This window comes from Pseudomonas sp. EA_35y_Pfl2_R111 (assembly GCF_963970955.1).
GTDB lineage: Bacteria > Pseudomonadota > Gammaproteobacteria > Pseudomonadales > Pseudomonadaceae > Aquipseudomonas.
Genome location: NZ_CAXAOM010000003.1, coordinates 395,399 through 419,311, shown reverse-complemented (window position 1 = coordinate 419,311; position 23,913 = coordinate 395,399). Strand labels below are relative to the sequence as shown.

20 protein-coding genes are annotated in these 23,913 nt (G+C 61.4%); 6 read left to right on the top strand and 14 right to left on the bottom strand.

Going from position 1 to position 23,913, the window contains the following annotated elements; all coding sequences use genetic code 11:
* Positions 1-11: 11 nt before the first annotated feature.
* The 9 genes from AACY25_RS14925 to bioB all read right to left on the bottom strand — a co-directional run bounded on the left by AACY25_RS14925 (position 12) and on the right by bioB (position 9,263).
* The gene (locus AACY25_RS14925) at positions 12-1,313 is read right to left on the bottom strand and encodes a GGDEF domain-containing protein (RefSeq protein WP_339525571.1); all 1,302 of its coding nucleotides are present in this window, start codon (positions 1,311-1,313) and stop codon (positions 12-14) included.
* A 180-nt stretch (positions 1,314-1,493) separates the two neighbouring features.
* Entirely contained in the window at positions 1,494-3,299 is a 1,806-nt protein-coding gene (locus AACY25_RS14920; protein WP_275962337.1) for a phenylacyl-CoA dehydrogenase, read from the bottom strand.
* Positions 3,300-3,465: 166 nt separating this feature from the next.
* A complete protein-coding gene (locus AACY25_RS14915) occupies positions 3,466-4,245 on the bottom strand; it encodes a putative metalloprotease CJM1_0395 family protein (protein WP_339525568.1) in 780 nt (259 codons plus the stop codon).
* A gap of 68 nt (positions 4,246-4,313) precedes the next feature.
* On the bottom strand, positions 4,314-4,613 hold the full coding sequence (locus AACY25_RS14910) for a hypothetical protein (protein ID WP_339525566.1): 300 nt from the start codon (positions 4,611-4,613) through the stop codon (positions 4,314-4,316).
* 95 nt (positions 4,614-4,708) lie between these two features.
* Positions 4,709-5,398, bottom strand: a complete 690-nt coding sequence (gene bioD, locus AACY25_RS14905) for a dethiobiotin synthase (RefSeq protein ID WP_339525564.1) — start codon at positions 5,396-5,398, stop codon at positions 4,709-4,711.
* On the bottom strand, positions 5,399-6,211 hold the full coding sequence (gene bioC / locus AACY25_RS14900) for a malonyl-ACP O-methyltransferase BioC (RefSeq protein WP_339525562.1): 813 nt from the start codon (positions 6,209-6,211) through the stop codon (positions 5,399-5,401).
* Positions 6,204-6,935 (bottom strand): alpha/beta fold hydrolase, encoded by a 732-nt coding sequence (locus AACY25_RS14895; protein ID WP_339525560.1) that lies wholly within the window; start codon positions 6,933-6,935, stop codon positions 6,204-6,206. The genes bioC and AACY25_RS14895 overlap by 8 nt, the downstream gene beginning before the upstream one ends.
* Positions 6,928-8,109: an 8-amino-7-oxononanoate synthase gene (gene bioF / locus AACY25_RS14890; protein WP_339525558.1), complete on the bottom strand. Its 1,182-nt coding sequence runs from the start codon at positions 8,107-8,109 to the stop codon at positions 6,928-6,930. The genes AACY25_RS14895 and bioF overlap by 8 nt, the downstream gene beginning before the upstream one ends.
* 98 nt (positions 8,110-8,207) lie before the next feature.
* The gene (gene bioB, locus AACY25_RS14885; protein ID WP_339525556.1) at positions 8,208-9,263 is read right to left on the bottom strand and encodes a biotin synthase BioB; all 1,056 of its coding nucleotides are present in this window, start codon (positions 9,261-9,263) and stop codon (positions 8,208-8,210) included.
* Positions 9,264-9,370: 107 nt separating this feature from the next.
* On the opposite strand from bioB, the gene AACY25_RS14880 reads away from it, so the two are divergent.
* From AACY25_RS14880 to rarD, 3 genes are all read left to right on the top strand, one after another.
* Complete coding sequence (locus tag AACY25_RS14880) at positions 9,371-10,078, top strand: ComF family protein (protein WP_339525711.1); 708 nt, start codon at positions 9,371-9,373, stop codon at positions 10,076-10,078.
* A 196-nt stretch (positions 10,079-10,274) separates the two neighbouring features.
* Complete coding sequence (locus AACY25_RS14875; RefSeq protein WP_339525554.1) at positions 10,275-11,249, top strand: serine/threonine protein kinase; 975 nt, start codon at positions 10,275-10,277, stop codon at positions 11,247-11,249.
* Positions 11,250-11,415: 166 nt separating this feature from the next.
* On the top strand, positions 11,416-12,309 hold the full coding sequence (gene rarD, locus AACY25_RS14870; RefSeq protein ID WP_339525552.1) for an EamA family transporter RarD: 894 nt from the start codon (positions 11,416-11,418) through the stop codon (positions 12,307-12,309).
* Positions 12,310-12,749: 440 nt separating this feature from the next.
* Here the strand turns inward: rarD and AACY25_RS14865 are convergent, their stop codons facing one another.
* Both AACY25_RS14865 and AACY25_RS14860 read right to left on the bottom strand, forming a co-directional pair.
* Positions 12,750-13,268, bottom strand: coding sequence for a glycine cleavage system protein R (locus AACY25_RS14865; protein WP_339525550.1), 519 nt, complete (start codon positions 13,266-13,268; stop codon positions 12,750-12,752).
* Between the two features lie 21 nt (positions 13,269-13,289).
* On the bottom strand, positions 13,290-13,736 hold the full coding sequence (locus AACY25_RS14860) for a GNAT family N-acetyltransferase (RefSeq protein ID WP_339525549.1): 447 nt from the start codon (positions 13,734-13,736) through the stop codon (positions 13,290-13,292).
* A gap of 295 nt (positions 13,737-14,031) precedes the next feature.
* Between AACY25_RS14860 and AACY25_RS14855 the strand changes: the two genes are divergently transcribed.
* Positions 14,032-16,209, top strand: coding sequence for a malate synthase G (locus AACY25_RS14855; RefSeq protein WP_339525547.1), 2,178 nt, complete (start codon positions 14,032-14,034; stop codon positions 16,207-16,209).
* 71 nt (positions 16,210-16,280) lie between these two features.
* On the opposite strand, the gene AACY25_RS14850 is transcribed toward AACY25_RS14855, so the two are convergent.
* The 3 genes from AACY25_RS14850 to AACY25_RS14840 all read right to left on the bottom strand — a co-directional run bounded on the left by AACY25_RS14850 (position 16,281) and on the right by AACY25_RS14840 (position 20,838).
* Positions 16,281-18,278 carry a methyl-accepting chemotaxis protein gene (locus AACY25_RS14850; RefSeq protein WP_339525545.1) on the bottom strand — a complete coding sequence of 666 codons (1,998 nt, stop codon included), beginning with the start codon at positions 18,276-18,278 and terminating at the stop codon, positions 16,281-16,283.
* A gap of 99 nt (positions 18,279-18,377) precedes the next feature.
* Positions 18,378-19,055, bottom strand: a complete 678-nt coding sequence (locus AACY25_RS14845) for a substrate-binding periplasmic protein (RefSeq protein WP_339525543.1) — start codon at positions 19,053-19,055, stop codon at positions 18,378-18,380.
* A 103-nt stretch (positions 19,056-19,158) separates the two neighbouring features.
* Positions 19,159-20,838 (bottom strand): ABC transporter substrate-binding protein, encoded by a 1,680-nt coding sequence (locus tag AACY25_RS14840; protein WP_339525541.1) that lies wholly within the window; start codon positions 20,836-20,838, stop codon positions 19,159-19,161.
* Positions 20,839-21,079: 241 nt separating this feature from the next.
* On the opposite strand from AACY25_RS14840, the gene AACY25_RS14835 reads away from it, so the two are divergent.
* Positions 21,080-23,011: a putative nucleotidyltransferase substrate binding domain-containing protein gene (locus AACY25_RS14835; RefSeq protein ID WP_339525539.1), complete on the top strand. Its 1,932-nt coding sequence runs from the start codon at positions 21,080-21,082 to the stop codon at positions 23,009-23,011.
* Positions 23,008-23,712 carry a 3'-5' exonuclease gene (locus AACY25_RS14830; RefSeq protein WP_339525537.1) on the top strand — a complete coding sequence of 235 codons (705 nt, stop codon included), beginning with the start codon at positions 23,008-23,010 and terminating at the stop codon, positions 23,710-23,712. The genes AACY25_RS14835 and AACY25_RS14830 overlap by 4 nt, the downstream gene beginning before the upstream one ends.
* Positions 23,713-23,913: the final 201 nt, after the last annotated feature.

Sequence of the window (23,913 nt, the reverse complement as noted above, 5' to 3'; positions counted from 1 at the left end):
ATACACCGCCATTAGCCGGCAGCCTTAGAGGCGCGTGCGTCCAGCCTGACCGCCCCGCGCCGCTGACCATAACTGCGCACACAGTTACGCCCGGCACCCTTGGCGTTATACAGCGCCTGATCGGCGGCCTTGAGTACCTCTTCCGGGCTGCGCTGCTCCAGCCCGCGTTCGGCCACGCCCATGCTGACGGTCACCGACACCTGATTGGCCGCGCTGCCGGCTCGTCGCGCACGGCCCTGTTTGTCGTCCTGCGGTCGCTGTTGTTTGTCGCGCAGCTGAATGCGGTAGGTCTCGATGGCCTGACGCACCACTTCAAGGTGCGGCAGGCATTCCTCCAGCGTCTTGCAAGGAAACACCAGGGTGAATTCCTCGCCGCCATAGCGGTAGGCCTTGCCACCGCCGCCGATCTTGCGCAGCTGGGCCGCGACCAGACGCAGCACCTGATCGCCAACGTCGTGGCCGTGGCTGTCGTTGAATTTCTTGAAGTGGTCGACGTCGGCCATGGCGATCACATAGCTGCGGCCCAGGCGCTGCAGGCGTTCATTCAAGGCGCGTCGCCCCGGCAGGCCGGTGAGTTCGTCACGGAAGGCCATCTGATAGGCCTCATGCGCCACTGCGGCGACCAGAATCAGCATGATCTGGCTGCTCATCACATTCAGCGCATTGGGCAGGATAAAAGTATTCGGCAGCATCCACAGCAGGCCGCACAACCCCAGCAGCTGGGCTGCATGCAGCGGCCGTGGCGCACGCAAGTACTGCACCACCAGCAGAATCAGACCGAGGAAAAATACCGGATAAGCCAGCTGCACCAGCGCCAGCCACTCGACCTGTAGCGCCGGCCAGCGGACCAGCGATAGCCAGTGCAGCAACGCCTCGGGAAAGCGCTGCGCCAGGCCCACCGCTACCGCACTGACTGCAAGCAAAACTGCAGCCCGAGCGATCAGGTCTTGCAGCAGATGAGTACGTTCCTGCCAGGCGGCATACAGGCTGTAGAGCAGCAGCAACAACAGGCTGCACAGATGAAAGATCAGCGCCGCATCGCTGCGCACCTGCCCCGTAGCGCGAAAATGATCGACCTGACTATCGAGCAGGAAGTAGCCGAGGTACAGCGTCAGCAGCAGAAACACCTCGCGCTGACGGCCATACACCAGACAGAACGCGCCACCGAGCAGCAGCAGCAGGGTTGGCAGCACATTGAACAGCGAGGTGAAAAACTCGCTCAGCACCGCCAGCCGCGCCAATAGCAAGCCGCCGAGCAGAAGCAGCAGTGAAGGCAGAAAATGGCTGAAGCGCACAGCTGCAAGACGCGACAAGATCGGCTCCACACAACAATAAAAAGTGGATAACGCCGCGCAGTTTGCCTGTAACGAGAGTGTTTCGCACGGAACCTGACAGGCAAATCGACAAGCTGCCTCGGACTTTTATCCGCCCCAAATAAAAAAACCGCCACCCCAAGGGGCAGCGGTTTTCGACCTGCGGTGGAGCGTTGAGGCTTAGTAGCCCAGAGCGAAGTGCTCTTCGTCCATGTCCATCAGGTTGTTGGCGCCGGACAGCATGGCCTCTACGTGGCTACGGGTACGCGGCAGGATGCGCGCGAAGTAGAAACGAGCGGTCTGCAGCTTGGCCTTGTAGAAGGCTTCGTCTTCAGTGCCGGCAGCGATCTTCTCGGCAGCCAGGCGCGCCATATCAGCCCAGAAGTAGGCCAGGCAGACGTAGCCGGAGTACATCAGGTAGTCCACCGAAGCGGCACCGACTTCTTCGCGGTCTTTCATCGCGGCCATGCCCACTTTCATGGTCAGGTCGCCCCACTCCTTGTTCAGCTTGGCCAGAGGCTCGACGAACGCTTTAACGGCGTCGTTGGCTTCGTTAGCCTGGCAGAACTTGTGCACGATCTTGGTGAAGCCTTTCAGCGCTTCACCTTGAGTCTGCAGCACTTTACGGCCCAGCAGGTCGAGCGCCTGGATACCGGTGGTGCCTTCGTACAGCATGGAGATACGGCTGTCGCGAACGTTCTGCTCCATGCCCCACTCGGCGATAAAGCCGTGGCCACCATAGATCTGTACGCCGTGGTTGGCTGCTTCGAAGCCGACTTCGGTCATGAATGCTTTGGCGATTGGAGTGAGGAAAGCCAGCAGTGCGTCGGCTTGCTTCTTCTCGGCTTCGTCTTTGCTGTACTTGACGATATCAACCTGCTTGGCGGTGAAGTACACCATCGCGCGGTTGCCTTCGGCGAAGGCTTTCATGGTCAGCAGCATGCGACGCACGTCCGGGTGGACGATGATCGGGTCAGCGGCTTTTTCCGGCGCTTTCGGGCCAGTCAGGGAACGCATCTGCAGACGCTCACGAGCGTACTTCAGGCCACCCTGGAAACCGATCTCAGCGTGAGCCAGACCTTGCAGAGCAGTACCCAGGCGAGCCGTGTTCATAAAGGTGAACATGCAGTTCAGGCCTTTGTTGGCTGGGCCGATCAGGTAGCCGGTAGCGCCGTCGAAGTTCATTACGCAGGTGGCGTTACCGTGGATGCCCATCTTGTGCTCGAGCGAGCCACAGGAAACGGCGTTACGTGCGCCAACAGTGCCATCAGCGTTAACCGAGAACTTCGGCACGATAAACAGCGAGATGCCTTTGGTGCCTTGCGGCGCGTCGGGCAGGCGGGCCAGCACGATGTGGACGATGTTATCGGCCATGTCGTGTTCGCCAGCGGAGATGAAGATCTTGGTACCGGAAACCTTGTACGAACCGTCAGCCTGAGGCTCGGCCTTGGTGCGCAGCATGCCCAGGTCGGTGCCGCAATGCGGCTCGGTCAGGCACATGGTGCCGGTCCACTCGCCGGATACCAGCTTGGTCAGGTAGGTGTGCTTCTGCTCGTCGGTACCGTGCTCGGAGATGGTGTTCATCGCGCCGTGCGACAGGCCTGGGTACATACCCCACGACCAGTTCGAGGTGCCAACCATTTCGCTAACAACCAGACCCAGGGATTCCGGCAGGCCTTGGCCGCCATGGTCAACGTCGTGAGCGAGGCTCGGCCAGCCGCCTTCTACGTACTGCTTGTAGGCAGCTTTGAAGCCGGTAGGGGTTTTCACGCCTTCAGCGGACCAGGTGCAACCTTCGGTGTCACCTACACGATTCAGCGGCGACAGCACTTGCTCACAGAACTTAGCGCCTTCTTCAAGGATGGCGTCGACCATGTCCGGAGTAGCGTCCTGGCAGCCAGGCAGGCTCTGATAATGCGCTTCGTAGCCGAGCAGTTCGTCGCGTACGAAACGGATATCACGCAAGGGGGCCTTGTAATCAGGCATAGCGGTTAACCTCTGCGGTGGATTCTTAGGTGTGTAGGTGACCGGATATTCGGTCGTTTTCGGGAGCAATCCCGACGCTCGACTGCCCCTTGGCAATCGGGCTAATCAAACAAGCGTTTGAAACATACGTTTATGCCTATTTAATGTCAAGCACCCGAAGCAGCACTCAGGCCACCAGATCGACAACCGGTGTTGGCGTCTGCAAACCGCTGAGTTGTCGATACAGATCAAGACTAGGTGGTGGCGGCAGATCCTGCTGGGCAGGGGCGGCGGACTCTTTTTCCTCAGCCTGCGGCTCTTCGTCCGCTTTTTCCCGCCGCTCAGCACGCGCCTCACTGGCGGCGCTTGCCTCACTGCGTTGCTGTTGCGCTAACTGGGCGCGTGCTTCGGCCATTTGCGCCTGGGCTTGTGCGGCTACCTGACGGTCCTGCGCCGACGGCTCGGCGGGCGCCAGGGCCGCGCGAATCACCACTTCCATCTTGCGCAGGGTGGCTTCTGGGTCGTTGGGGATCGGGCTGGTGTCGATACCCACCTCACCGCCCACCGCATAGCGCTTGCCATCCGGGCCGCGCTCGTAGGTGTAACTCGGCGCGCCGGCATAGCGCCCACCTACAGCAGCGTGCGCCTGCTCGTGGGTGCGCACCTCCTGGTCACGGCTGACCAGCTTGGTGATTTCCAGTTGCTCAAGACGTTGTTGCTGCGGGCTGGGCTCGCCTTCGCGGCTTTTGGCTTTATTGGGACTGGCCGAGGTGTCGGTAGATTTATCAGCTTCTTCACGAGCCGAAGCCGATTGCTCATCGGCCAGCGGCTGGGCAGCGGTTATCGGCGCCTGAGCGGCGCGGGTGATATCGGGAGATACATCAGGGGAAATATTGGACGCAAGAGGCCGAGCCGGCAGTAGCGTTGCTGCAGGCGCAGGATAAGACGTTGCGCCGCCAATCTGCATGCGATAACTCCTCGCCCCTGACTGCTAACACTCCATAACAGAGCCGGACTACATCTGAGGCGGGCGACTCAGGCCGTAGTGTCGATCAGGGTGCCAAGGACTTCATCGGCGGTTTTCACCAGCTTGGCGCCGGCCTCAGCTTCATTCTGGCCTTGGCGCAAGGCGACCAGGCTCTCCGCCAGATCGGGACGAGTCTGCTCAGCCGAGCTCGGTGCAGGATTGACCTGATTAGCCGGCGGTGTGGAGGTCGACTGTTGTTGCTGGGTAACCGCGTTGCTGGCGATATCCGCCGCAGCCTGATCAATCCGGCGCTGGCCCGATTGAATGGTGCTGATACCCGAGTTGAAGGCGCTTCCAGAAATTTCCATGCCCAAGCTCCCGCTATGGCAAACCACTAACGTTTCAATTGAAGCAGAAATTGCTCGAAAAACGTACAAGCAAAAGGCTATGGGACTTGGCCTGCTTATAGCGCGCGGCGCAATAATTCCAAATCAAGATAGGCAGAAACCGCAACCGGCGTGGCTTCGGCCAGGCGCGGCACATAGCCCAAGCAAGGCGCAGGCAGGCGCTCGGCCAGGGCCGCCAGGTTATCGTGCAGACGCGAGATGTTTGGATCTACCAGATTGGCTACCCAGCCGGCCAGCGGCAGGCCGTCGCGCAGGATTGCCTCAGCGGTAAGCAGCGCCTGGTTGATGCAGCCCAGACGCACGCCAACCACCAGAATCACCGGCAACTGCAGGGCAATCGCCAGATCCGACAGCGCCGCATGCCCAGCCAGTGGCACCCGCCAACCACCTGCGCCTTCGACCAGGGTAAAGTCCGCACGTTTATCCAGAACCGCCTGCACCGGCCCCTGCAACGCGGCAACATCCAGCAACACACCCGCTTCGCGCGCTGCCAGATGCGGGGCAATTGCCGGCTCGAATGCCAACGGATTGACCTCGTCGTAACGCAGCGCCAAGGTGCATTCGCCAAGCAGCGCGAGAGCGTCGTCGTTGCGCAGGCCTTCCGCCGTGCGTATACAACCGGAAGCTACCGGTTTGGCTGCAGCCGTGGACAGCCCAGCCAGCCGCGCCGCATGCAGCAAGCCGGCGGCGATAGTGGTTTTACCGATTTCGGTATCGGTGCCGGTAACGAAGAAAGCCGCGCTCATCTAGGAAATGTCCTTACGCAATACGCCATATACCACCTGATAGGTCGCCGGCAGGCCTTGCGGCTGGCGGAACCGTTCATAGGCATTGAGCAGCGCCAACATGCGCGCGCGCCCGGTCAAACCGCCTGGCCGTCCGGGGTTGAGGTTATGCGCGCCGAGGGCTTTCAGCTCATGGGTGAGGCTGCGCACATCCGGGTAATAAAGCGTCTCAGGAGCGGTTTTCAGGCTGAGCAACGCCAGCCCGCAGGCGTCACACAGGCGCTGATAATCCTCAAAACGGCGAAAGCGATTGACGTGAACAAAGCCATCCACCGTCTGCCAGCTGTCACGCAGCTCCTGCAGGGTGCCGACGCACAGGCTGCTAAACGCCAGCACGCCGCCAGGGCGCAACACGCGCGAGGCTTCGCTCAGCACGGCGGCAAAGTCCGCGCACCACTGCAGCGCCAGGCTGGAGAACAGCAGATCGCAAGAGGCATCACGCAACGGCAAACGCTCGGCATCGCCGGCAATAAACTGCTGCGCGCCGCCCAGCCGCCGGGCGTGTTGCAGCATACCTTCGGCGATATCCAGGGCCGCGCCCTCACTAGCAGGAAAACGCTCAGCCAGAGCGCGACTGAAATAGCCGGTGCCGCAGCCCAGATCAAGCCAGCGAGCCGGGCCGATGGCAGTCGGCAAGTGCGCCAGCAACTGCTGGCCAACATTGCGCTGCAAGGCAGCGACGCTGTCGTAGCTTTCCGCCGCGCGGGAGAACGAGGCCGCAACCTGACGCTTATCCGGCAGGCCGCCGAGCGGGTCATGGGCCAGATCAGTCATCACCGGCCTCATGCAGGAACGCCTGAATAGCCGCGGCAATTTCATGCGGACGCTCCAGGGCAAAGGCGTGGCTGGCGTTATCAATCAGGCCGATCTCGACATCTGGCAACAGCGCCAGCAAGGCCTGCGCCGCACTTGCCGGAACCAGGGCATCCTGGCCGGCGAACAGGTGCAGCTGCGGGCCGACAAAGGCTTGCAGCGCCGCCCGCGTATCCAGGTTGGCGAGCAGATCCAGCCCGGCCAACAGAGTGGCGGACTGCGGTTGCGGAGCCGCACCGAGCAACTGCCGCGACAGGCCACGGGCATCCGCAGCACCTTGGGCGCAAAGCAGGGCAAAACGCTTCAGCGTAGCGGACGTATCGACAGCGCAGCCCTGACGGAAAGCATTGAACGTCTTGGCCGGCATAGCCGTAGGCCAGCTTGGCTCGGCAACAAAACGCAGATTGCTGGCCAGGCACAGCAGGCCGCTGCAACGTTCGCCACGGCGCGCCGCCAATTCTGCGGCAAGCATGCCGCCAAGGGACCAGCCGCCGAGCCAGGCATCCTGCGCCAGGTTGGCGTCAAGTTCATCCAACCAGTCGGCCGGGTCGCTGGAATCCAATGGAGGCAGCGGTTCGACCTCGACATGCAGACGCGGGTCGAGGCCACGCAAGGCATCGGCCAATGGCTGCAACGGCGCAGTGCCGAGGCCCCAGCCGGACAATAGAATCAGCCGATCACGCATGCGCGGCGGCCTCGCCTGCCAACAGCGGCCAGCATTCGGCCAGGGCTTCGAGCAGCAGCTCCAGCTGCGCCAAGCTATGAGCAGCAGACAGGGTTACGCGCAAGCGGGCACTGCCAGCCGGCACGGTGGGTGGACGAATCGCGGTGACCAGCAGACCGCGCTCGCGCAGCAACTGCGACAGCTGCAGGGCGCGGCCGCTGTCGCCGACCAGGATCGGCTGAATCGGCGTGGCGCTGTCCATCAGCTCCAGGCCAATCGCCTGAGCACCTTCGCGGAAGCGTTTGATCAAGGCATTCAAATGCTCGCGACGCCAGTGCTCGCTGCGCAGCAACTCCAGGCTTTTCAGGGTGGCACAGGCCAGGGCCGGCGGCTGACTGGTGGTGTAGATATAAGGGCGGGCGAATTGCACCAGGGTTTCGATCAACTCCTCGCTGCCGGCGACAAAGGCACCGGCGGTGCCGAAGGCCTTGCCGAGGGTGCCGACCAACACCTGCACGTCATCCGCGCCCAGGCCGAAATGCTCGACTATGCCGCCGCCAGTGGCGCCCAATGGGCCGAAACCATGGGCATCGTCGACCATTACCCAGGCGCCGGCTCTGCGCGCCTCGGCGCACAGCGCCGGCAAGTCGGCCAGGTCGCCGTCCATGCTGAACACGCCGTCAGTCACCACTAGGGTATTGCCGCTGGCCTTACCCAGACGGCTGGCCAGGCTGGCCGCGTCGTTGTGCAAATAACGAGAAAAGCGCGCCCCGGAAAGCAGGCCGGCATCCAGCAGCGAAGCGTGGTTGAGGCGATCTTCCAACACGCTATCGCCCTGCCCGACCAGTGCAGCGACCGCACCGAGGTTGGCCATATAACCGGTGGAAAACAGCAGTGCGCGGGGCCTACCGGTGAACTCGGCGAGCGCTTCTTCTAGCTCATGGTGCGGCGTGCTATGGCCAATCACCAAATGCGATGCGCCACCGCCAACCCCCCATTTTTCCGCCCCGGCGCGCCAGGCTTCGATTACTTGCGGGTGATTGGCCAAACCGAGGTAGTCGTTGGAACAGAAGGCCAGCAACTGCCGGCCATCAACCGTAACCAACGGCCCTTGCGGCGATTCCAGCAGAGGGCGCTGGCGGTAGAGGTTGGCGGTGCGACGCTCGGCTAGGCGAGCGGACAGATCGAAGGGCATGCAAGCCTCGGCAAGGAGCTTGGAAGTAGGAGCGGGCCATGCCCGCGGAATGCTCGCAGCCTTCGCGGGCATGGCCCGCTCCTACCGGTTCGAAGGGATTAGACCGCGGCGTTATAAAACAGCTTGGAATCGCGCTGCTCGACCAATGCCTGCTCGATGGCCGCTTGGTGCACTTCGTCAGCGTGTTCTTCACGCTCTTCCGGCTTGATGCCAAGGCGAGCGAATAACTCCATATCTTTGTTGGCCTGCGGGTTGGCGGTGGTCAGGAGTTTTTCGCCGTAGAAAATCGAGTTGGCACCGGCAAAGAACGCCAGGGCCTGCATCTGCTCGTTCATTGCCTCGCGACCCGCGGACAGGCGCACATGCGACTGCGGCATCATGATCCGCGCCACGGCGAGCATACGGATAAAGTCGAACGGGTCGACGTCCTGCTCATCGGCCAGCGGTGTGCCTTTGACCTTTACCAGCATATTGATCGGCACCGACTCTGGATGCTCTGGCAGGTTGGCCAGCTGGATCAACAGGCCGGCGCGGTCGTCCAGCGACTCGCCCATGCCGAGGATGCCGCCGGAGCAAATCTTCATCCCCGAATCACGTACATAGGCCAGGGTCTCCAGACGCTCGCCGTAGGTGCGGGTGGTGATGATATTGCCGTAGAACTCCGGCGAGGTATCGAGGTTGTGGTTGTAGTAATCGAGCCCCGCGTCAGCCAGGGCCTGGGTCTGTTCTTTATCCAGCTTGCCCAGGGTCATGCAGGTTTCCAGGCCGAGCTTCTTCACGCCCTCGACCATCTGCAGCACGTAAGGCATGTCCTTGGCCGACGGGTGCTTCCACGCCGCGCCCATGCAGAAACGGGTGGAACCGATGGCTTTGGCCTCGGCGGCGGCCTCCAGAACCTTCTGCACTTCCAACAACTTTTCTTTTTCCAGACCGGTGTTGTAGTGGCCGGACTGCGGACAGTACTTGCAGTCTTCCGGGCAAGCGCCAGTTTTGATCGACAGCAACGTCGAGACCTGCACGCGGTTCGCATCGAAGTGCGCGCGGTGCACGGTTTGCGCGGCGAACAGCAGGTCGTTGAACGGTTGCTCGAAGAGCGCCTTGACCTCAGCGAGGATCCAGTCGTGACGCAGGTTGGCGGCGGTGGTGGCGCTCATCGGTTATTCCTTGTTATTGACAGTGGCTTGCTACGCTGAGCAAGCACGACACGGATGTTCGGCATAGTTATGGAAGGCTTATGCGCTGTCAACCCAACTCGCCACGCATGGTTTACAACTGGTTAAAAAACAAACAAACCTGCTTGCTCTGTGATGAGAGTGCAGATGGCACGCTAGCCATCTGCACCAATTGCGAAGCAGAGCTGCCCTGGCTCGGCGGGCATTGCCAGGTGTGCGCCCTGCCACTGCCCAGCCACGGACTGGTGTGCGGGGCCTGCCTGAAAAAACCACCCAGTTTTACCAAGGTCGAAATTCCCTGGCGTTACGCCTTCCCTATCGACAGCCTGATTACCCGGTTCAAGCATCAGGCCAAGTGGCCATTGGGACGTCTGCTCGGTGAGCTTTTGTCACACCATCTGCAACATGCCTTTGATGAAGGGCTGCCGCGTCCAGATTTGCTGCTACCCGTGCCCCTGGCCGACAAACGCCAGCGCCAGCGCGGTTTTAACCAGGCCGGCCTGCTTGCGCAATGGCTGAGCGCCAGCCTACAGCTGCCACTGCAGGCACATTGGCTGAAGCGGGTTATCGACACCCCGGCGCAACAGCAGCTGGACGCCGCCACGCGCAAACGCAACCTGCGCAAAGCCTTTGCCCTGGCGCCGGGCAGCGCAGTCAGCGGCCTGCATCTGGCGCTGGTCGATGATGTGCTGACCACTGGCGCCACCGCCGAAAGCCTGGCGCGGCTATTAAAGAAAGCCGGTGCAGCGCGGGTTGATGTGTATTGCCTGGCGCGCACGCCAAAGCCGGGTGACTGAGCAGATAGATGTGAGAAAGAGCCTGTTCAAAGGCTCGCGAGCTAGAGCCATGCATGGCAAAAGCAGGCGAGGACGCGGAGTTTACTGCTGTAAATGAGCATCCGAGCCTGCTTTTAACGCAGCAGGGCCGACGCGCAGCAGGCTTTGAATAGGCTCTAAGCGGTACACTCTGCGGCCAAATATCCCGGAGTTGCCCATGTCCCATCCATTTGCCGCACTCACACCCGACCTGGTGCTGGATGCCGTGGAGAGCATCGGCTACCTCAGCGACGCCCGCGTACTGGCGCTCAATAGCTACGAAAACCGCGTCTACCAGGTGGGCATCGAGGACGAGACGCCGCTGATTGCCAAGTTCTATCGCCCGGATCGCTGGACCGATGAAGCGATTCGTGAAGAGCACAGTTTCACCTTCGAGCTGGCCGAGTGCGATGTGCCAGTGGTCGCGCCATTGGCACGCGATGGCGAAACCCTATTCGAATACTCCGGCTTTCGCTTTGCGCTATTTCCACGCCGCGGCGGCCGCGCGCCGGAGCCTGGCAACCTCGACCAACTGTATCGCCTCGGCCAACTGCTAGGCCGCCTGCACGCGGTCGGCTCACTCAAGCCGTTTGCCCACCGTGAAGCCTTGCAGGTGAGCAACTTCGGTCATGCCTCGCTGGCCACCCTGCTCGATGGCAACTTTATTCCGCGCAGCCTGCTGCCGGCCTACGAGTCGGTAGCGCGCGACCTGCTCAAGCGTCTGGACGTGCTGTTTACCGCCAACCCGGTACAGGCGATCCGTCTGCATGGCGACTGCCACCCGGGCAATCTGCTGTGCCGCGACGAGACCTTCCATATGGTCGACCTCGACGACTGCCGCATGGGCCCGGCCGTGCAGGACCTGTGGATGATGCTGGCTGGCGAACGCCATGAGCGCCTTGGCCAGCTGTCAGAGCTGATGGACGGCTATCAGGAGTTTCACGACTTCAACCCGCGCGAACTGCCGCTGATCGAAGGCCTGCGCGCCCTGCGTCTGATGCATTACAGCGCCTGGCTGGCGCGCCGCTGGGATGACCCGGCTTTCCCCATGAGCTTCCCCTGGTTCGGCAGCGAGCGTTACTGGGGCGATCAGATTCTGATCCTGCGCGAGCAAATGGCAGCCCTGGATGAAGAGCCGCTCAAGCTTTTTTAAAGTGCGACTACAGGGCTGACCACTACAGTTGGCCCCTTGCCCGTAACGTCTTTGTTACAGCAAAGCGACCTACACCACCGAAGAAAATCCTGCCCATCCAGACAAGCCCGTGCCACGCCGACTAGAATCGCAAGCCTCTAGTTAGTAGCCTAAGCAAGGACCCTGCATGGCCACCGCCAACCCGCGCCGCGGGTATATTCTCGGCCTGACCGCCTACATCATCTGGGGTCTGTTCCCGCTGTATTTCAAAGCCATCCAGAGCGTACCGGCGCTGGAAATCATCGTCCATCGCGCACTCTGGTCCGCGCTGTTCGGCGCGCTATTGCTGCTGGTGTGGAAACATCCTGGCTGGCTGCGCGAGCTGCTGAATAACCCCAAACGCTTTGCCGTGCTAGCACTGAGTGGCGTGCTTATCGCCAGCAACTGGCTGGTGTATGTGTGGGCGGTGAATAACGAGCGCATGCTCGAAGCCAGCCTGGGCTATTACATCAACCCGCTGGTCAACGTGCTGCTGGGCATGCTGATCCTCGGCGAACGCTTGCGCCGCCTGCAGTGGCTAGCTGTGGCCCTGGCCGCGCTGGGCGTGCTGCAACAGCTGTGGCAGGTTGGCAGTATCCCTTGGGTATCGCTGGTGCTGGCACTGACCTTTGGGTTCTACGGACTAATCCGCAAGCAGGCACCGGTGGCTGCATTGCCCGGTCTGGTGGTGGAAACCTGGCTGCTGCTGCCGCTGGCGCTTGGCTGGTTAATCCTGCACCCGGTTGCGATGAGCACCCAGGCTGATTTCTGGAGCACCCCGGAAGCGCTGTGGCTGATCGCCGCCGGCCCGATCACCCTGGTGCCGCTGGTGTGTTTCAACGCCGCAGCTCGCCATCTGCCCTACACCACCCTAGGTTTTCTGCAGTACCTGGCGCCGACCCTGGTGCTGTTGCAGGCGATCTTCCTGTTTGATGAGCATTTCGACCCAAGCAAACTGCTGGCCTTTATCTGCATCTGGGCGGGTTTGGCGATCTACAGCGTTGATGCCTGGCTCAGCCTGCGCAAACGCCAGGCTGCATAGCCTGCCACTGAAAACTACCTACGTTGGCAATACGGCGTTAAAAACAGGCCCGGAAAGTCGCTTGCGGCTAACGCGCTTCAGAGCGGCCCGGAGGGCGAGCGGAGCGAGTAATGCTCATTTACACCAGTAAACTCCGCTTCCTCGCCGTTTTGACCAGCCGGAGGCTGTTACTGGCGTAGCGCCTTGTCTTGCCTGCCTTGCCAACGTTTTCAGCAGCAGGCTATAAAACAACCAGCAGCCTGTAATACCCGATGCCGCTGGTCTGCAGCGAGTTGCCCCCGGTTTATCCACAAAAGCATCCCCAGCCTTTGTGCACAACCAGTTACTAAGTGCTTAAAAAATAAGCACTTAGCAAAAAGCCCCGGGACACTAGGCAGTGCTCCGGGGCTCCTCATGCTACGCACAGAGTTATCCACATGGATCGTGGATAAACCTCGGCGCTACTCTTCGGCCTGCAGCTTTAACTCCACCATCAGATCATCGGCCAGGGTTTCCAGGTGCTTCTGCAACTGCTCCAGGCTCAAGCTCTGCGGTACGCCCAGCACAGCCTGGGCCTGGAACAGCAACTCGCCGCTCATAGGCGCGGGAACCACTTCGGTGTTCAGGCTTTCCAGATTGACCCCATGACTGCTGAGCAAACGGGTGATGTCACGCACGATGCCCGGCCGATCATTACCCACTAACTCCAGGCGGATGGATTGCCAGACGCTGGCCGACTCGGTGCCGCCTGCGGCAACTTGCACGCGAATGCCATGGGCCTGCAATTCCTCCAGCGCGATAACCAGGCCAGAGTGCGCATCCAGCGGCACATCGACGCGCAGAATTCCGGCGAACTGTCCGGCCATGCGCGACATGCGGCTTTCCAGCCAGTTACCGCCGTGCTCGCTGATGCACAGGGCGATACGCTCGACCAGCCCTGGTTGATCCTGAGCAATAACCGTCAATACCAGATGGTCCATAAACAACTCCTTATACGAGACTTATTTGAGCGCCAGCCAATAGGTATAAAACACCTCATCACGCACATAACCCAGGCGTTCGTAGAGGGCTTGTCCTGGCAGATTGCTCTTTGCCGTCTCCAACTGCAAACCGCAGGCACCTGTGGCCTCGGCATGGGCGCGAGCGGCATTCATCAGCGCCTCGCCGACGCCCTGACGGCGCGCCGCTTCGCTGACATACAGGTCGCTCAGCAACCAGGCTGGCTGCAGCGCCAGCGAGGAGAAAAAGGCATAGAGCTGAACAAAGCCCTGCGCCGCACCCTGCGCATCACGGGCCAGCAAAATGGTCGAATCGTTGTTGCGCAGGCGCGCGGCGAGAAAAACCCGCACCTGCGCCTGAGGTTTGGCCAACTCATAGAAGCGCAGATACGCGCCAAACAATTCGGCCAATTCATCCAAATCCGCAGCAGTGGCTGCTTGTATATGCATGATGATCACGCTCCATAACGGTGAGCGCAGTATAGGCAGGCGCGCCTATAGCAGCAGATCGAGAAACACGCGCAATAAACTGTGTACTGTTTTTTGTCTTTTATGAAACAATATTCAACGTTAACCGCGACAAATCGCCACACACAGTGACTGCAAAGCACTTCTTGGTCGCAGAGCGACGCGCACCCACTGATTTTCCCAGGATCTTGATGTAGTATGCCGCGCCTCGGACTACATGACGTATTCCCATGTCCGACGCGGCTATTGAGTAGAGCTGAGCAGAGTGAGGCAAGTGATGACTGAACGCGTTCAAGTAGGCAGCCTGCAGGTTGCCAAAGTGCTGTTCGACTTCGTGAATAACGAAGCCATCCCCGGTACCGGCATTGCTGCCGATACGTTCTGGGCGGGTGCCGAAGCGGTCATCAATGACCTGGCCCCGAAAAACCGTGCGCTGCTCGCCAAACGCGATGCGATTCAGGCGCAGATCGACGGCTGGCACCAGGCCCGCGCAGGCCAGGCCCATGACGCCGCTGCCTACAAAGCCTTCCTCCAAGAAATCGGTTACCTGCTGCCAGAGCCGGCTGACTTCCAGGCCACCACGCAGAAAGTCGACGAAGAAATCGCCCGCCTGGCCGGCCCGCAGCTGGTAGTACCGGTGATGAACGCACGCTTCGCACTGAATGCCTCCAACGCCCGCTGGGGCTCGCTGTACGACGCGCTGTACGGCACCGACGTGATCAGCGAAGAAGGCGGCGCGGAGAAAGGCCGTGGCTACAACAAGGTTCGCGGCGACAAGGTTATCGCCTTCGCCCGCGCCTTCCTCGACGAAGCCGCGCCGCTGGCTGCTGGCTCGCATGTCGACTCCACTGGCTACAAGATCGTTGATGGCAAGCTGGTTGTCAGCCTCAAAGGCGGCAGCAACAGCGGCCTGCGTGACGACGCCCAACTGGTTGGTTTCCAGGGCGCGACCGACGCGCCGATCGCGGTGCTGCTCAAGCACAACGGCCTGCATTTCGAAATTCAGATCGACGCCAGTACCCCAGTCGGCCAGACCGACGCTGCGGGCGTTAAAGACGTGCTGATGGAAGCTGCGCTGACCACCATCATGGACTGTGAAGACTCCGTTGCCGCCGTCGACGCCGACGACAAAGTGGTGATCTACAAGAACTGGCTCGGCCTGATGAAGGGCGACCTGGCCGAAGAAGTAGTCAAAGGCGGCCAGACCTTCACCCGTACCATGAATCCGGACCGCGTCTACACCAAGACCGACGGTAGTGAGTTGACCCTGCACGGTCGCAGCCTGCTATTCGTGCGTAACGTCGGCCACTTGATGACCAACCCGGCGATTCTCGATGCCCAAGGCAACGAAGTTCCGGAAGGCATCCAGGACGCGCTGTTCACCAGCCTTATCGCCATCCACAACCTGAATGGCAACACCACCCGCAAGAACACCCGTACCGGCTCGGTGTACATCGTTAAGCCGAAGATGCACGGCCCGGAAGAAGTGGCCTTCACCACTGAAATTTTCGGTCGCGTTGAAGACGTGCTGGGCATGACGCGCAACACCCTGAAAGTCGGCATCATGGACGAAGAGCGCCGCACCACCGTTAACCTCAAGGCGTGCATCAAAGCCGCCAGCGAGCGCGTGGTGTTTATCAACACCGGCTTCCTCGATCGCACTGGTGATGAAATCCACACCTCCATGGAAGCCGGCGCCGTTGTGCGTAAAGCCGCCATGAAGAGCGAGAAGTGGATCAGCGCCTACGAAAACTGGAACGTTGATATCGGCCTGGCCACCGGCCTGCAAGGCCGCGCGCAGATCGGTAAAGGCATGTGGGCCATGCCCGACCTGATGGCCGGCATGCTTGAGCAGAAAATTGCTCACCCACTGGCCGGCGCCAACACCGCCTGGGTGCCGTCGCCGACCGCCGCCGCACTGCACGCGCTGCACTACCACAAGGTTGACGTGTTCGCCCGTCAGGCCGAACTGGCCAAGCGTGAGCGCGCCTCGATCGATGACATCCTGAGCATTCCGTTGGCGCAGAACACCAACTGGACGCCTGAAGAAGTTCAGAATGAGTTGGACAACAACTCGCAAGGCATCCTCGGTTATGTGGTGCGCTGGATCGACCAGGGCGTCGGCTGCTCCAAGGTGCCAGACATCAATGACGTCGGCCTGATGGAAGACCGCGCCACCCTGCGTATCTCCAGCCAGCTGCTGGCCAACTGGCTGCGTCATGGCATCGCCACTGAAGAGCAGATCGTCGCCAGCCTCAAGCGTATGGCACCGGTGGTTGACCGTCAGAACGCCAGCGACCCGCTGTACCGTCCGCTGGCACCGAACTTCGACAGCAACATCGCCTTCCAGGCTGCCCTGGAACTGGTGGTCGAAGGCGCCAAGCAGCCGAACGGCTACACCGAGCCAGTTCTGCACCGCCGCCGCCGCGAGTTCAAAGCCGCCAACGGCCTGTAACCCGCAGCTGTAGCACCAAAAAACCGCCCTTCGGGGCGGTTTTTTTATCGCTGCGATTTAAGCGCGACGCGCTACTTAACCTTAAAGCGATTCATCAACTGCAGCAGCCGGTTGTTCGAGCCGAGCAGCGCTTCGGTGCTCTTGTCGGCCTGCAGACCACTACTGACCAACTCGTCGACCATATGGCGGATCGCAGCCATATTGCGGTTGATTTCCTCGGTCACGGCGCTCTGCTGTTCGGCGGCAGTGGCAATCTGCGCACTGAGATCATGGATGCGCCCGACCGCCGAAGCCATGTCGTCCAGGCTGACGTTGACCCGCGAGGTGGTGTTTGCGGTGGCCTCGCAACTGGCTTTGGTCTGCTCCATGGCCAGCACCGCGGAGCTGACACCCTGCTGCAGCTTGCTAAGCATCTCGTTGATCTCCGAGGTGCTCTGCTGAGTACGCCCGGCCAGCGCGCGCACCTCATCGGCCACCACGGCAAAGCCGCGGCCCTGCTCACCAGCACGGGCGGCCTCGATGGCAGCGTTGAGCGCGAGCAAGTTGGTCTGCCCGGCGATGGCACCGATCACCCCGAGCACGTCATTGATGCGCTGCGCATCCTGCTGCATCTCCTGGACCCGCCCGGTGGCCCGCTGCACTTCTTCGACCAGGGCCAGCACGCTGGCCGACGCTTCGGCCACCACCAGTTTGGACTTCTCGGCATTGTCGTTGGCGGTGCGGGTGAAACTGGCCGTCTCGCTGGCGCTCTGCGCCACGCTATCGGCGGTGGCGCCCATCTCGGTGATAGCGGTAACGGTCTGGTCGGTTTCGTTGGCGTGACGCGCCAGCACCTCGTTGCTGTGCCGCGACTGCTGTTGCAGCTGCTTGAGCTCGTCGGCGATCACCGCGCTGGCCTGACTGATATCGACAATCATGGCCTGCAGGTAGGCGATAAATTTATTCACCGAACTGCCCACCGCATCCATCTCATCCTCGCCCTTGAGGGTAATGCGCCGGGTCAGGTCGGCGTCGCCGGCCGACAGCGAATCGATGCTGCCGCGCAGCACATGCAGGCGCTGCATCAACTGGCGGATGGCAAATAAGGTCACGGCCAGCAGCAGGATCACCATGGGAATCTGGATCATGGCCAGGGTTTGCAGCACTTCACTGCTGTTCTCGGTCAACAGCCGGCTGGGCAAGGCCGCGGCGAGCAGCCAGGGCGTGCCTTCGATAGGCTGCAGAAAGAAGGTCCAGTCACTGCCGTCACTGCCCTGGTATTCGTGCTTGAGCAATGTAGTGCTGCCAATCTTGCCCAGGCCGCTCTGGATCTCGGCAACGAACGGCGACTGGCCGGCCAGCTCGGAAACATTCTTCAGCACGATCTCGCCGCTGATACGCCCCTGATTGCTCAGCACCTTGCCGTCGGGCTCGACAATCATCACCTCGCCCTGGATTTCCTTCTCCTTCTCGGCCACCAGGCTGTTGAAGAAGCCCAGGGTCACATCGATGGTCGACACGCCGAATGGCGCACCATCCTTGCTGATAGCCATGGCGCAGTTGGTGCGCGGCTGGGCGCTGGCGTCATCCTTGTAGGCGGCGGCCCATGTGCACTGACCACGCGGTGCCTGCATGCCGGCACGGTGCCAGGGCTGCTCGTAGTACTTGAGCGACTCCTCGGAGTTCCAGTAAGTGTTGACCGTCATCTTGCCGCTGCCGTCGCGGTGGAAGAAGGTGCTGTGCTTGTCGCGCTCCGAGCGCTGCTGCGGCAGCGGCCAGATACCGCCGCCGAATACCTTGGCATCGCCGTACTGATCGACCAGGCCGGGCACCACAAGATCGATGCTGTCGCTATCAAGCAGCGGAATGGTCTGGGTGATGCTGCGCGACTGCGCCTCGACCTTGGCCAGCTCGAAGAGGATGGTTTCGGCAATCTTGTTGACCTTGCCGAGCACCAACTGCTCTTCCGCCGTCTTCAGTTGCGGGGCGATGAAATGACGGATGCCTTCCTCGGTCAGCAGGAATATCACTGCGAGAAAGGCGATAAAAATCAGGGTATAGCGCGACTGGATGGTCTTAAGCGAAACCATGTTGCACCTCGGTTTACACAGCAAAATAGTCCGCCAGCGGGTCGCCCGCTAACGCTTACCCCTCACTCACTCCCTTGAGTCCATCGCCAAAAGCGGCGACTAATAAAGACTGACGTCGTAGCGCTGGTACAGCGCCTGCACCCAGCCGTCGCGGTACATCTGCAACAACTCCGCCTGTAGGCGCTGCAAGAGCGCCGGGTCGAACTGCGGGTGGCAGGCGATATCTTCCATCAGGGTCAGAAAAGGCAGCACCTCGCGCAGCGGCGGGTTGACCGCTCGCGCCCGCGCCACTGCCGCACTGGTAGCCCACAGACGGGCGCGCTGGCGCTGCAGCATGCTCAGGTTGAGCGCCTCGTTATTCGAATAGAGCACCTGCAGGCCGCTCAGCTGCAGGTACTCGCCGGCGCCCGAGCCCTGGTGGCTGAGGATACTCAAGCCACGGGCCTGCTCCAGGCTGAGCAACTGCACGTCGTCCTCAGCCCGAGCATACAACCCGAGGCGGGAAATCAGCATCGGTCCAACCCACACATAACCCGGTTCGCGCTCCTGCTGGCGCTCCACCAGCAGCGCACAGCTATTGGGCTGCGCCTGCACCTGGCGCAAGGCCCGCTGCAAGGGCATAAAACGCAGCTGGTAGGCGCTTTCCGCCCGGCGAAACAGCTCGGCGGTCAGCTCCGGCACCAGCCCACTGCCACGCCCATCGGCGCCTTGCTGCACCAGCGGCGGACGCTCCCAGGCGAACAGCTGCACCTCAGCCTGCAGCGGCGGGCTAAGCAACAGCAGAACCAGCAGGCCAACAGATCGTTTAAAAATGCAGCGCGCGAGGGCTAGGCCGCTTTCAACGCCGCATAGGCGAGCGCAGTAATTTTTCAACGACCTGTTAATCCCAAGCACGCAACGCCTCCTGATAGGGCAACGTGCGCCCCGCTGGGCGCTCATCGGCCAGGGCCGGCCAAGGCGCCCCCGGCTTTTGCAGCCAATGCTCGGGCTTGCGCGCCAGGTTCATCACCGGCCCGCAGGCGTGCAACTGGCGCGGAGTCAGCAGCTGCAAATGCTGGTCAAAGGCGGTCGCCAGGTTACTCATGGCCTGGCTGGCGCTGAGCTGGCCATTGACCGCCGGATACAGGTGGCGCCACCACAGGTTGGCCATACCGCTGTAGTCCGGCACATTGGCGCCAGTGGGCGTCCAGCGCTGCGCCGCCGGGCTGCGGTAAAACTCGATCAGGCCGCCGAGCTTGGGCGCTGCGGCGAGCAGCGCCGGGGAGTCCAAATCGGAACGGCGTATCGGCGTGAGGCCGACCAGGCTCTTGCGCAGCGATACCGATTTGGCCACCACGAACTGCGCATAAAGCCAGGCCGCCTGGCGCTGTTTCAGCGGAGTAGCGCGCAACAGGGTCCAGGCACCGACATCCTGATAGCCGGACTTCATCCCTTCGCGCCAATAAGCGCCGCGCGGCGAAGGTGCTACTCGCCACTTCGGCATGCCCTGCTCATCGAGCATCGCGCTACCCGGCTGGGTGTAGTCAGAGGTGAAGGCGGTGTACCAGAATATTTGCTGGGCGATCTGCCCCTGGGCAGCGACATTGCCGGCCTGATTAAAACTCATGCGCTGCGCCTCGGGTGGCGCATAACGTTTCAACCAGTCGATATAACGCTGCAGCGCGTAAACCGCCGCCGGGCTGTCCAGGGCGCCACCACGGCTCATGCTGGCGCCCGCCGGACGACAGCCCTCGACCCGAATGCCCCAGTCGTCTACCGGCAGACCACTGGGCAGGCCCAGATCGGCCACCCCAGCCATACCCATCCAGGCATCGGAAATGCGCCAACCAAGTGAGGGGTCGAAGGCGCCGTAATCCATATGGCCGTAAACCCGCTGGCCGTCAATTTCCTGCACCTGTTCGCTGAAGAAGGCGGCGATGTCCTCGTAGGCTGACCAGTTCTGCGGCACATCCAGCTCATAGCCATAGCGCTCGCGGAAGGCCTTGCGCAGTTCGGGGCGGGCAAACCAGTCCTGGCGGTACCAATAGAGGTTGGCGAACTGCTGGTCAGGCAACTGGTAGAGTTTGCCGTCCGGTGCGGTTACGAAGGGCAGGCCGATAAAGTCCTCCAGATCGAGGCTGGGCAAGGTCACCGCCGCACCCTCACCGCGTATAAAGTCGGACAGTACCAGCACCTGAGAATCGCGAAAGTGCTGGCCGATCAGGTCGCTGTCGCTGACATAGGCGTCGTACAGCGGCAGACCCGTCTGCTGCTGGGCGCGCAACTTGTTGACCACGTCATCTTCGCCGCTGATTTCGTGGATCACGTGGATGCCGGTGAGCTGGCTGAACAGCGGCGCCAGCACATTAGCCTCATACCAGTGGGTGGCTATACGTTCGGCGATTACCCGTATCTGCACATTCTGGTAGGGCTTGGCTGCATCGACAAACCACTGCAATTCGGCCTGTTGAGCGCTGCGGCTCAGCGAGCTGGGCTGCAACTCAGCCAGAGCTGCCTGCATCGATTCGGAGGCCAGGGCGCTGCCACTCAAACACCAGACCAGGGCGATTACCGCGCGCATGCGTGCCTCCCGTTGCCATGTGCACTTCACTTTAGTGCATGCCCTGGCTTTAGTCGCACCCATCTAGGGCAACTGCGGAGAAAAGCGTGATTTGACGGTAGATCCTTGCATATCCGCGGCTTTAACCGACCAAAGCCGGCCATATCCTGGTGCACCAGGCCGTCTGTCTAGACTTATGTCCAATGGCCGACTCGACAAGTGCGGCCGACGATGGCCATACAGATAATTCCCGAGGCGGCCCATGAGCACAGCGGACGCAATCGCCCAAGCAGGCAAGACGGCGGTGCTGCAGAACATCCATGGCACCATGGCCTTTCTGCAGAAATTCCCGCCGTTCAACCAGATGGACACGGCTCACCTGGCGTATCTGGTGGAGAACTGTCAGCTGCGTTTCTATGGCGCGGGCGAAACCATCATCAAACCGGATGACGGGCCGGTTGAGCATTTCTTTATCGTTAAACAGGGCCGCGTGCATGGCGAGCGCCCGCATTCGGCGCGACGCGGCACGGAGACCACCTTCGAGATAACCACCGGTGAGTGCTTCCCCCTGGCCGCGCTGATTGGCGAGCGCGCCACCCGCACCGAACATCTGGCCGGCGAAGACACTTTTTGCCTGCTGCTGAATAAACCCGCTTTTATCAAGCTGTTTGCCCTGTCCAACCCGCTGCGCGACTTTTCCTTGCGCGGTATTAGCAGCCTGCTCGACCAGGTCAACCAACAGGTGCAAATGCGCGCGGTGGAGGCCCTCGGCGCGCAGTATTCCCTGGATACGCGCCTCGGCCAGCTGGCCATGCGCAACCCGGTAAGTTGCGCCCCTGCAATGCCGTTGCGTGATGCAGTCAAGCTGATGCATGAACAGCAAGTCGGCAGCATTGTGATTGTCGATCCGGCACTTAAGCCCCTGGGAATTTTCACTCTGCGCGACCTACGCCGCGTAGTAGCGGACGGCGTTGATTTGGCCCAGCCCATCGACCGCCTAATGACCCAATCGCCCTTTCACTTGCCGCCGGACGCCAGCGCCTTCGACGCGGCCATTGCCATGACCGAGCGCCATATCGCCCACGTCTGCCTGGTGGAACGTGAGCAACTCTGCGGGGTGATTTCCGAGCGCGACCTATTCAGCCTACAGCGTGTCGACCTGGTCCACCTGGCGCGCACTATTCGCCATGCCGGCCGGGTAGAAACATTGGCGGCGCTGCGCAGTGACGTGCGTCAGCTGGTGGACAGCATGCTCGCCCACGGCGCCAGCTCCACCCAGATCACCCAACTGATCACCCTGCTCAACGACCACACCGTGTGCCGCGTTATTGAACTGACCCTGGAAGACCTCGGCGACCCTGGCATACCGTTCACCTGGCTGGTGTTCGGCAGCGAAGGACGCAGTGAGCAAACCCTGCACACCGACCAGGACAACGGCATTCTGTTCGAGGCCGCCGATGCCGTCGAAGCGGCGGCTATCCGTGGCCGCTTGTTACCCCTGGCCCAGGAAATCAACCGGCGCCTGGATCAATGCGGCTTCACCCTGTGCAAGGGCAACATCATGGCCGGCAACCCCGAGCTGTGCCTCTCGCGCCAGGAGTGGGCTAGGCGCTTTGACAGCTTTATCCAGGCCACCACCCCTGAGAATCTTCTCGCTTCCAGCATCTATTTCGACTTACGCACCGTCTGGGGCGACCCGCAGGGCTGCGAGCAACTGCGCCACAACCTGCTAAAACAGGTGGCGAGCAACACGGTATTCCAACGCATGATGGTTGAGAACGCCTTGCGCCAGCGCCCGCCGGTAGGGACATTCCGCGACTTCGTGGTCTCGCGCAAGGGCGCCGAAAAGCACACCCTGGACCTCAAAGTACAAGGCCTTACGCCCTTCGTTGACGGTGCACGGCTATTGGCCCTGGCCCACGGTGTAAGCGCCTGCAACACGCTGGAACGCCTGCGTGTGCTGATCAACCAGGGCGTCATCGAAGCCCAGGATGGCGCGGCTTATGAGGAGGCCTACCATTACATTCAGCAAGAGCGCATGCAGCAACACCAGCTGCAGGCGCGTAAGGGGCTGCCCTACTCAAACCGCGTTGACCCCGACCACCTCAATCACTTGGATCGACGCATCCTGCGCGAATCTTTCCGCCAGGCGCAGCGTCTGCAAAGCAGCCTGTCTGTGAGGTATCAGCTGTGAGCACGTTTACTTGGCTGACCGGTCACAAACCGGCTCTCACTCAAGCGCAACTGCAGCGCCGGGATAAACTGACCACGGCCACCCTATTCGATGACCGCACGCTGCAGCAGCAACGCTTCGTCGTGCTTGATCTGGAAACCAGCGGGCTGAACATGCGCCGTGATCTGGTGCTATCGATCGGCGCCGTGGTGATCGAAAACGCGGCCATCGACCTCAGCCAGCAATTCGAATGCACCTTGCAACGCGAAGGGCACCAGGCCAGCGCCAGCACCTTGATCCACGGCATTGCACCCAGCGAGATCGCTAACGGCGAAGCACCTGCTGAGGCCCTACTGGCGTTTATGGAATTTGTCGGCGACAGCCCGCTGTTGGCCTTCCACGCCGAATTCGACCAACGCATGCTGGCACGCGCACTCAAACAGAGCCTGGGTTTGCGCTTGCAGCATACGTTCGTTGATGTCGCCGAAATTGCCCCACTGCTGTGCCCCAAAGCCACTGTGAGCAATGCTGGTCTCGACGGCTGGACTCAGCACTTTGGCCTGCAGGTGCAGCAGCGCCATCACGCCAGCGCCGACGCACTGGTCACCGCCGAACTGGCGTTAATACTGCTTAGCAAGGCGCGCCAGCAGGGCCTTGATAGCCTGCCGACGTTGCTGCATCAGCTCAATAGCCGACGCCGCCAACTGGCACATTCGATGTAATGGCCCAACAAGTCCAACATCAATAGATCAACGCTCAGCGCCCTTTCGGCGCCACTGACAAGCACATCACTCACCGTCGCGCGCTCGTACGGCCAACGGGTATCTATTTCGCCACCCAGTCCAACCGCCCATCGTGGCGTCGTAGCGATGGATTGCGGGGAATGAGGCCAGCTGCCATCATATGCGAATAATTCTCGATTC

What these genes read in the sequence shown, in the direction of transcription:
- AACY25_RS14875 (WP_339525554.1), top strand. Translation starts at nt 10,275, where the DNA reads ATGTCCCATCCATTTGCCGCACTCACACCCGACCTGGTGCTGGATGCC.
- AACY25_RS14835 (WP_339525539.1), top strand. Translation starts at nt 21,080, where the DNA reads ATGAGCACAGCGGACGCAATCGCCCAAGCAGGCAAGACGGCGGTGCTG.
- AACY25_RS14895 (WP_339525560.1), bottom strand. Translation starts at nt 6,935, where the DNA reads ATGCGTGATCGGCTGATTCTATTGTCCGGCTGGGGCCTCGGCACTGCG.
- AACY25_RS14850 (WP_339525545.1), bottom strand. Translation starts at nt 18,278, where the DNA reads ATGGTTTCGCTTAAGACCATCCAGTCGCGCTATACCCTGATTTTTATC.
- rarD (WP_339525552.1), top strand. Translation starts at nt 11,416, where the DNA reads ATGGCCACCGCCAACCCGCGCCGCGGGTATATTCTCGGCCTGACCGCC.
- bioC (WP_339525562.1), bottom strand. Translation starts at nt 6,211, where the DNA reads ATGACTGATCTGGCCCATGACCCGCTCGGCGGCCTGCCGGATAAGCGT.
- bioB (WP_339525556.1), bottom strand. Translation starts at nt 9,263, where the DNA reads ATGAGCGCCACCACCGCCGCCAACCTGCGTCACGACTGGATCCTCGCT.
- AACY25_RS14910 (WP_339525566.1), bottom strand. Translation starts at nt 4,613, where the DNA reads ATGGAAATTTCTGGAAGCGCCTTCAACTCGGGTATCAGCACCATTCAA.
- AACY25_RS14855 (WP_339525547.1), top strand. Translation starts at nt 14,032, where the DNA reads ATGACTGAACGCGTTCAAGTAGGCAGCCTGCAGGTTGCCAAAGTGCTG.
- bioF (WP_339525558.1), bottom strand. Translation starts at nt 8,109, where the DNA reads ATGCCCTTCGATCTGTCCGCTCGCCTAGCCGAGCGTCGCACCGCCAAC.
- AACY25_RS14860 (WP_339525549.1), bottom strand. Translation starts at nt 13,736, where the DNA reads ATGCATATACAAGCAGCCACTGCTGCGGATTTGGATGAATTGGCCGAA.
- AACY25_RS14920 (WP_275962337.1), bottom strand. Translation starts at nt 3,299, where the DNA reads ATGCCTGATTACAAGGCCCCCTTGCGTGATATCCGTTTCGTACGCGAC.
- bioD (WP_339525564.1), bottom strand. Translation starts at nt 5,398, where the DNA reads ATGAGCGCGGCTTTCTTCGTTACCGGCACCGATACCGAAATCGGTAAA.
- AACY25_RS14915 (WP_339525568.1), bottom strand. Translation starts at nt 4,245, where the DNA reads ATGCAGATTGGCGGCGCAACGTCTTATCCTGCGCCTGCAGCAACGCTA.
- AACY25_RS14865 (WP_339525550.1), bottom strand. Translation starts at nt 13,268, where the DNA reads ATGGACCATCTGGTATTGACGGTTATTGCTCAGGATCAACCAGGGCTG.
- AACY25_RS14840 (WP_339525541.1), bottom strand. Translation starts at nt 20,838, where the DNA reads ATGCGCGCGGTAATCGCCCTGGTCTGGTGTTTGAGTGGCAGCGCCCTG.
- AACY25_RS14880 (WP_339525711.1), top strand. Translation starts at nt 9,371, where the DNA reads ATGGTTTACAACTGGTTAAAAAACAAACAAACCTGCTTGCTCTGTGAT.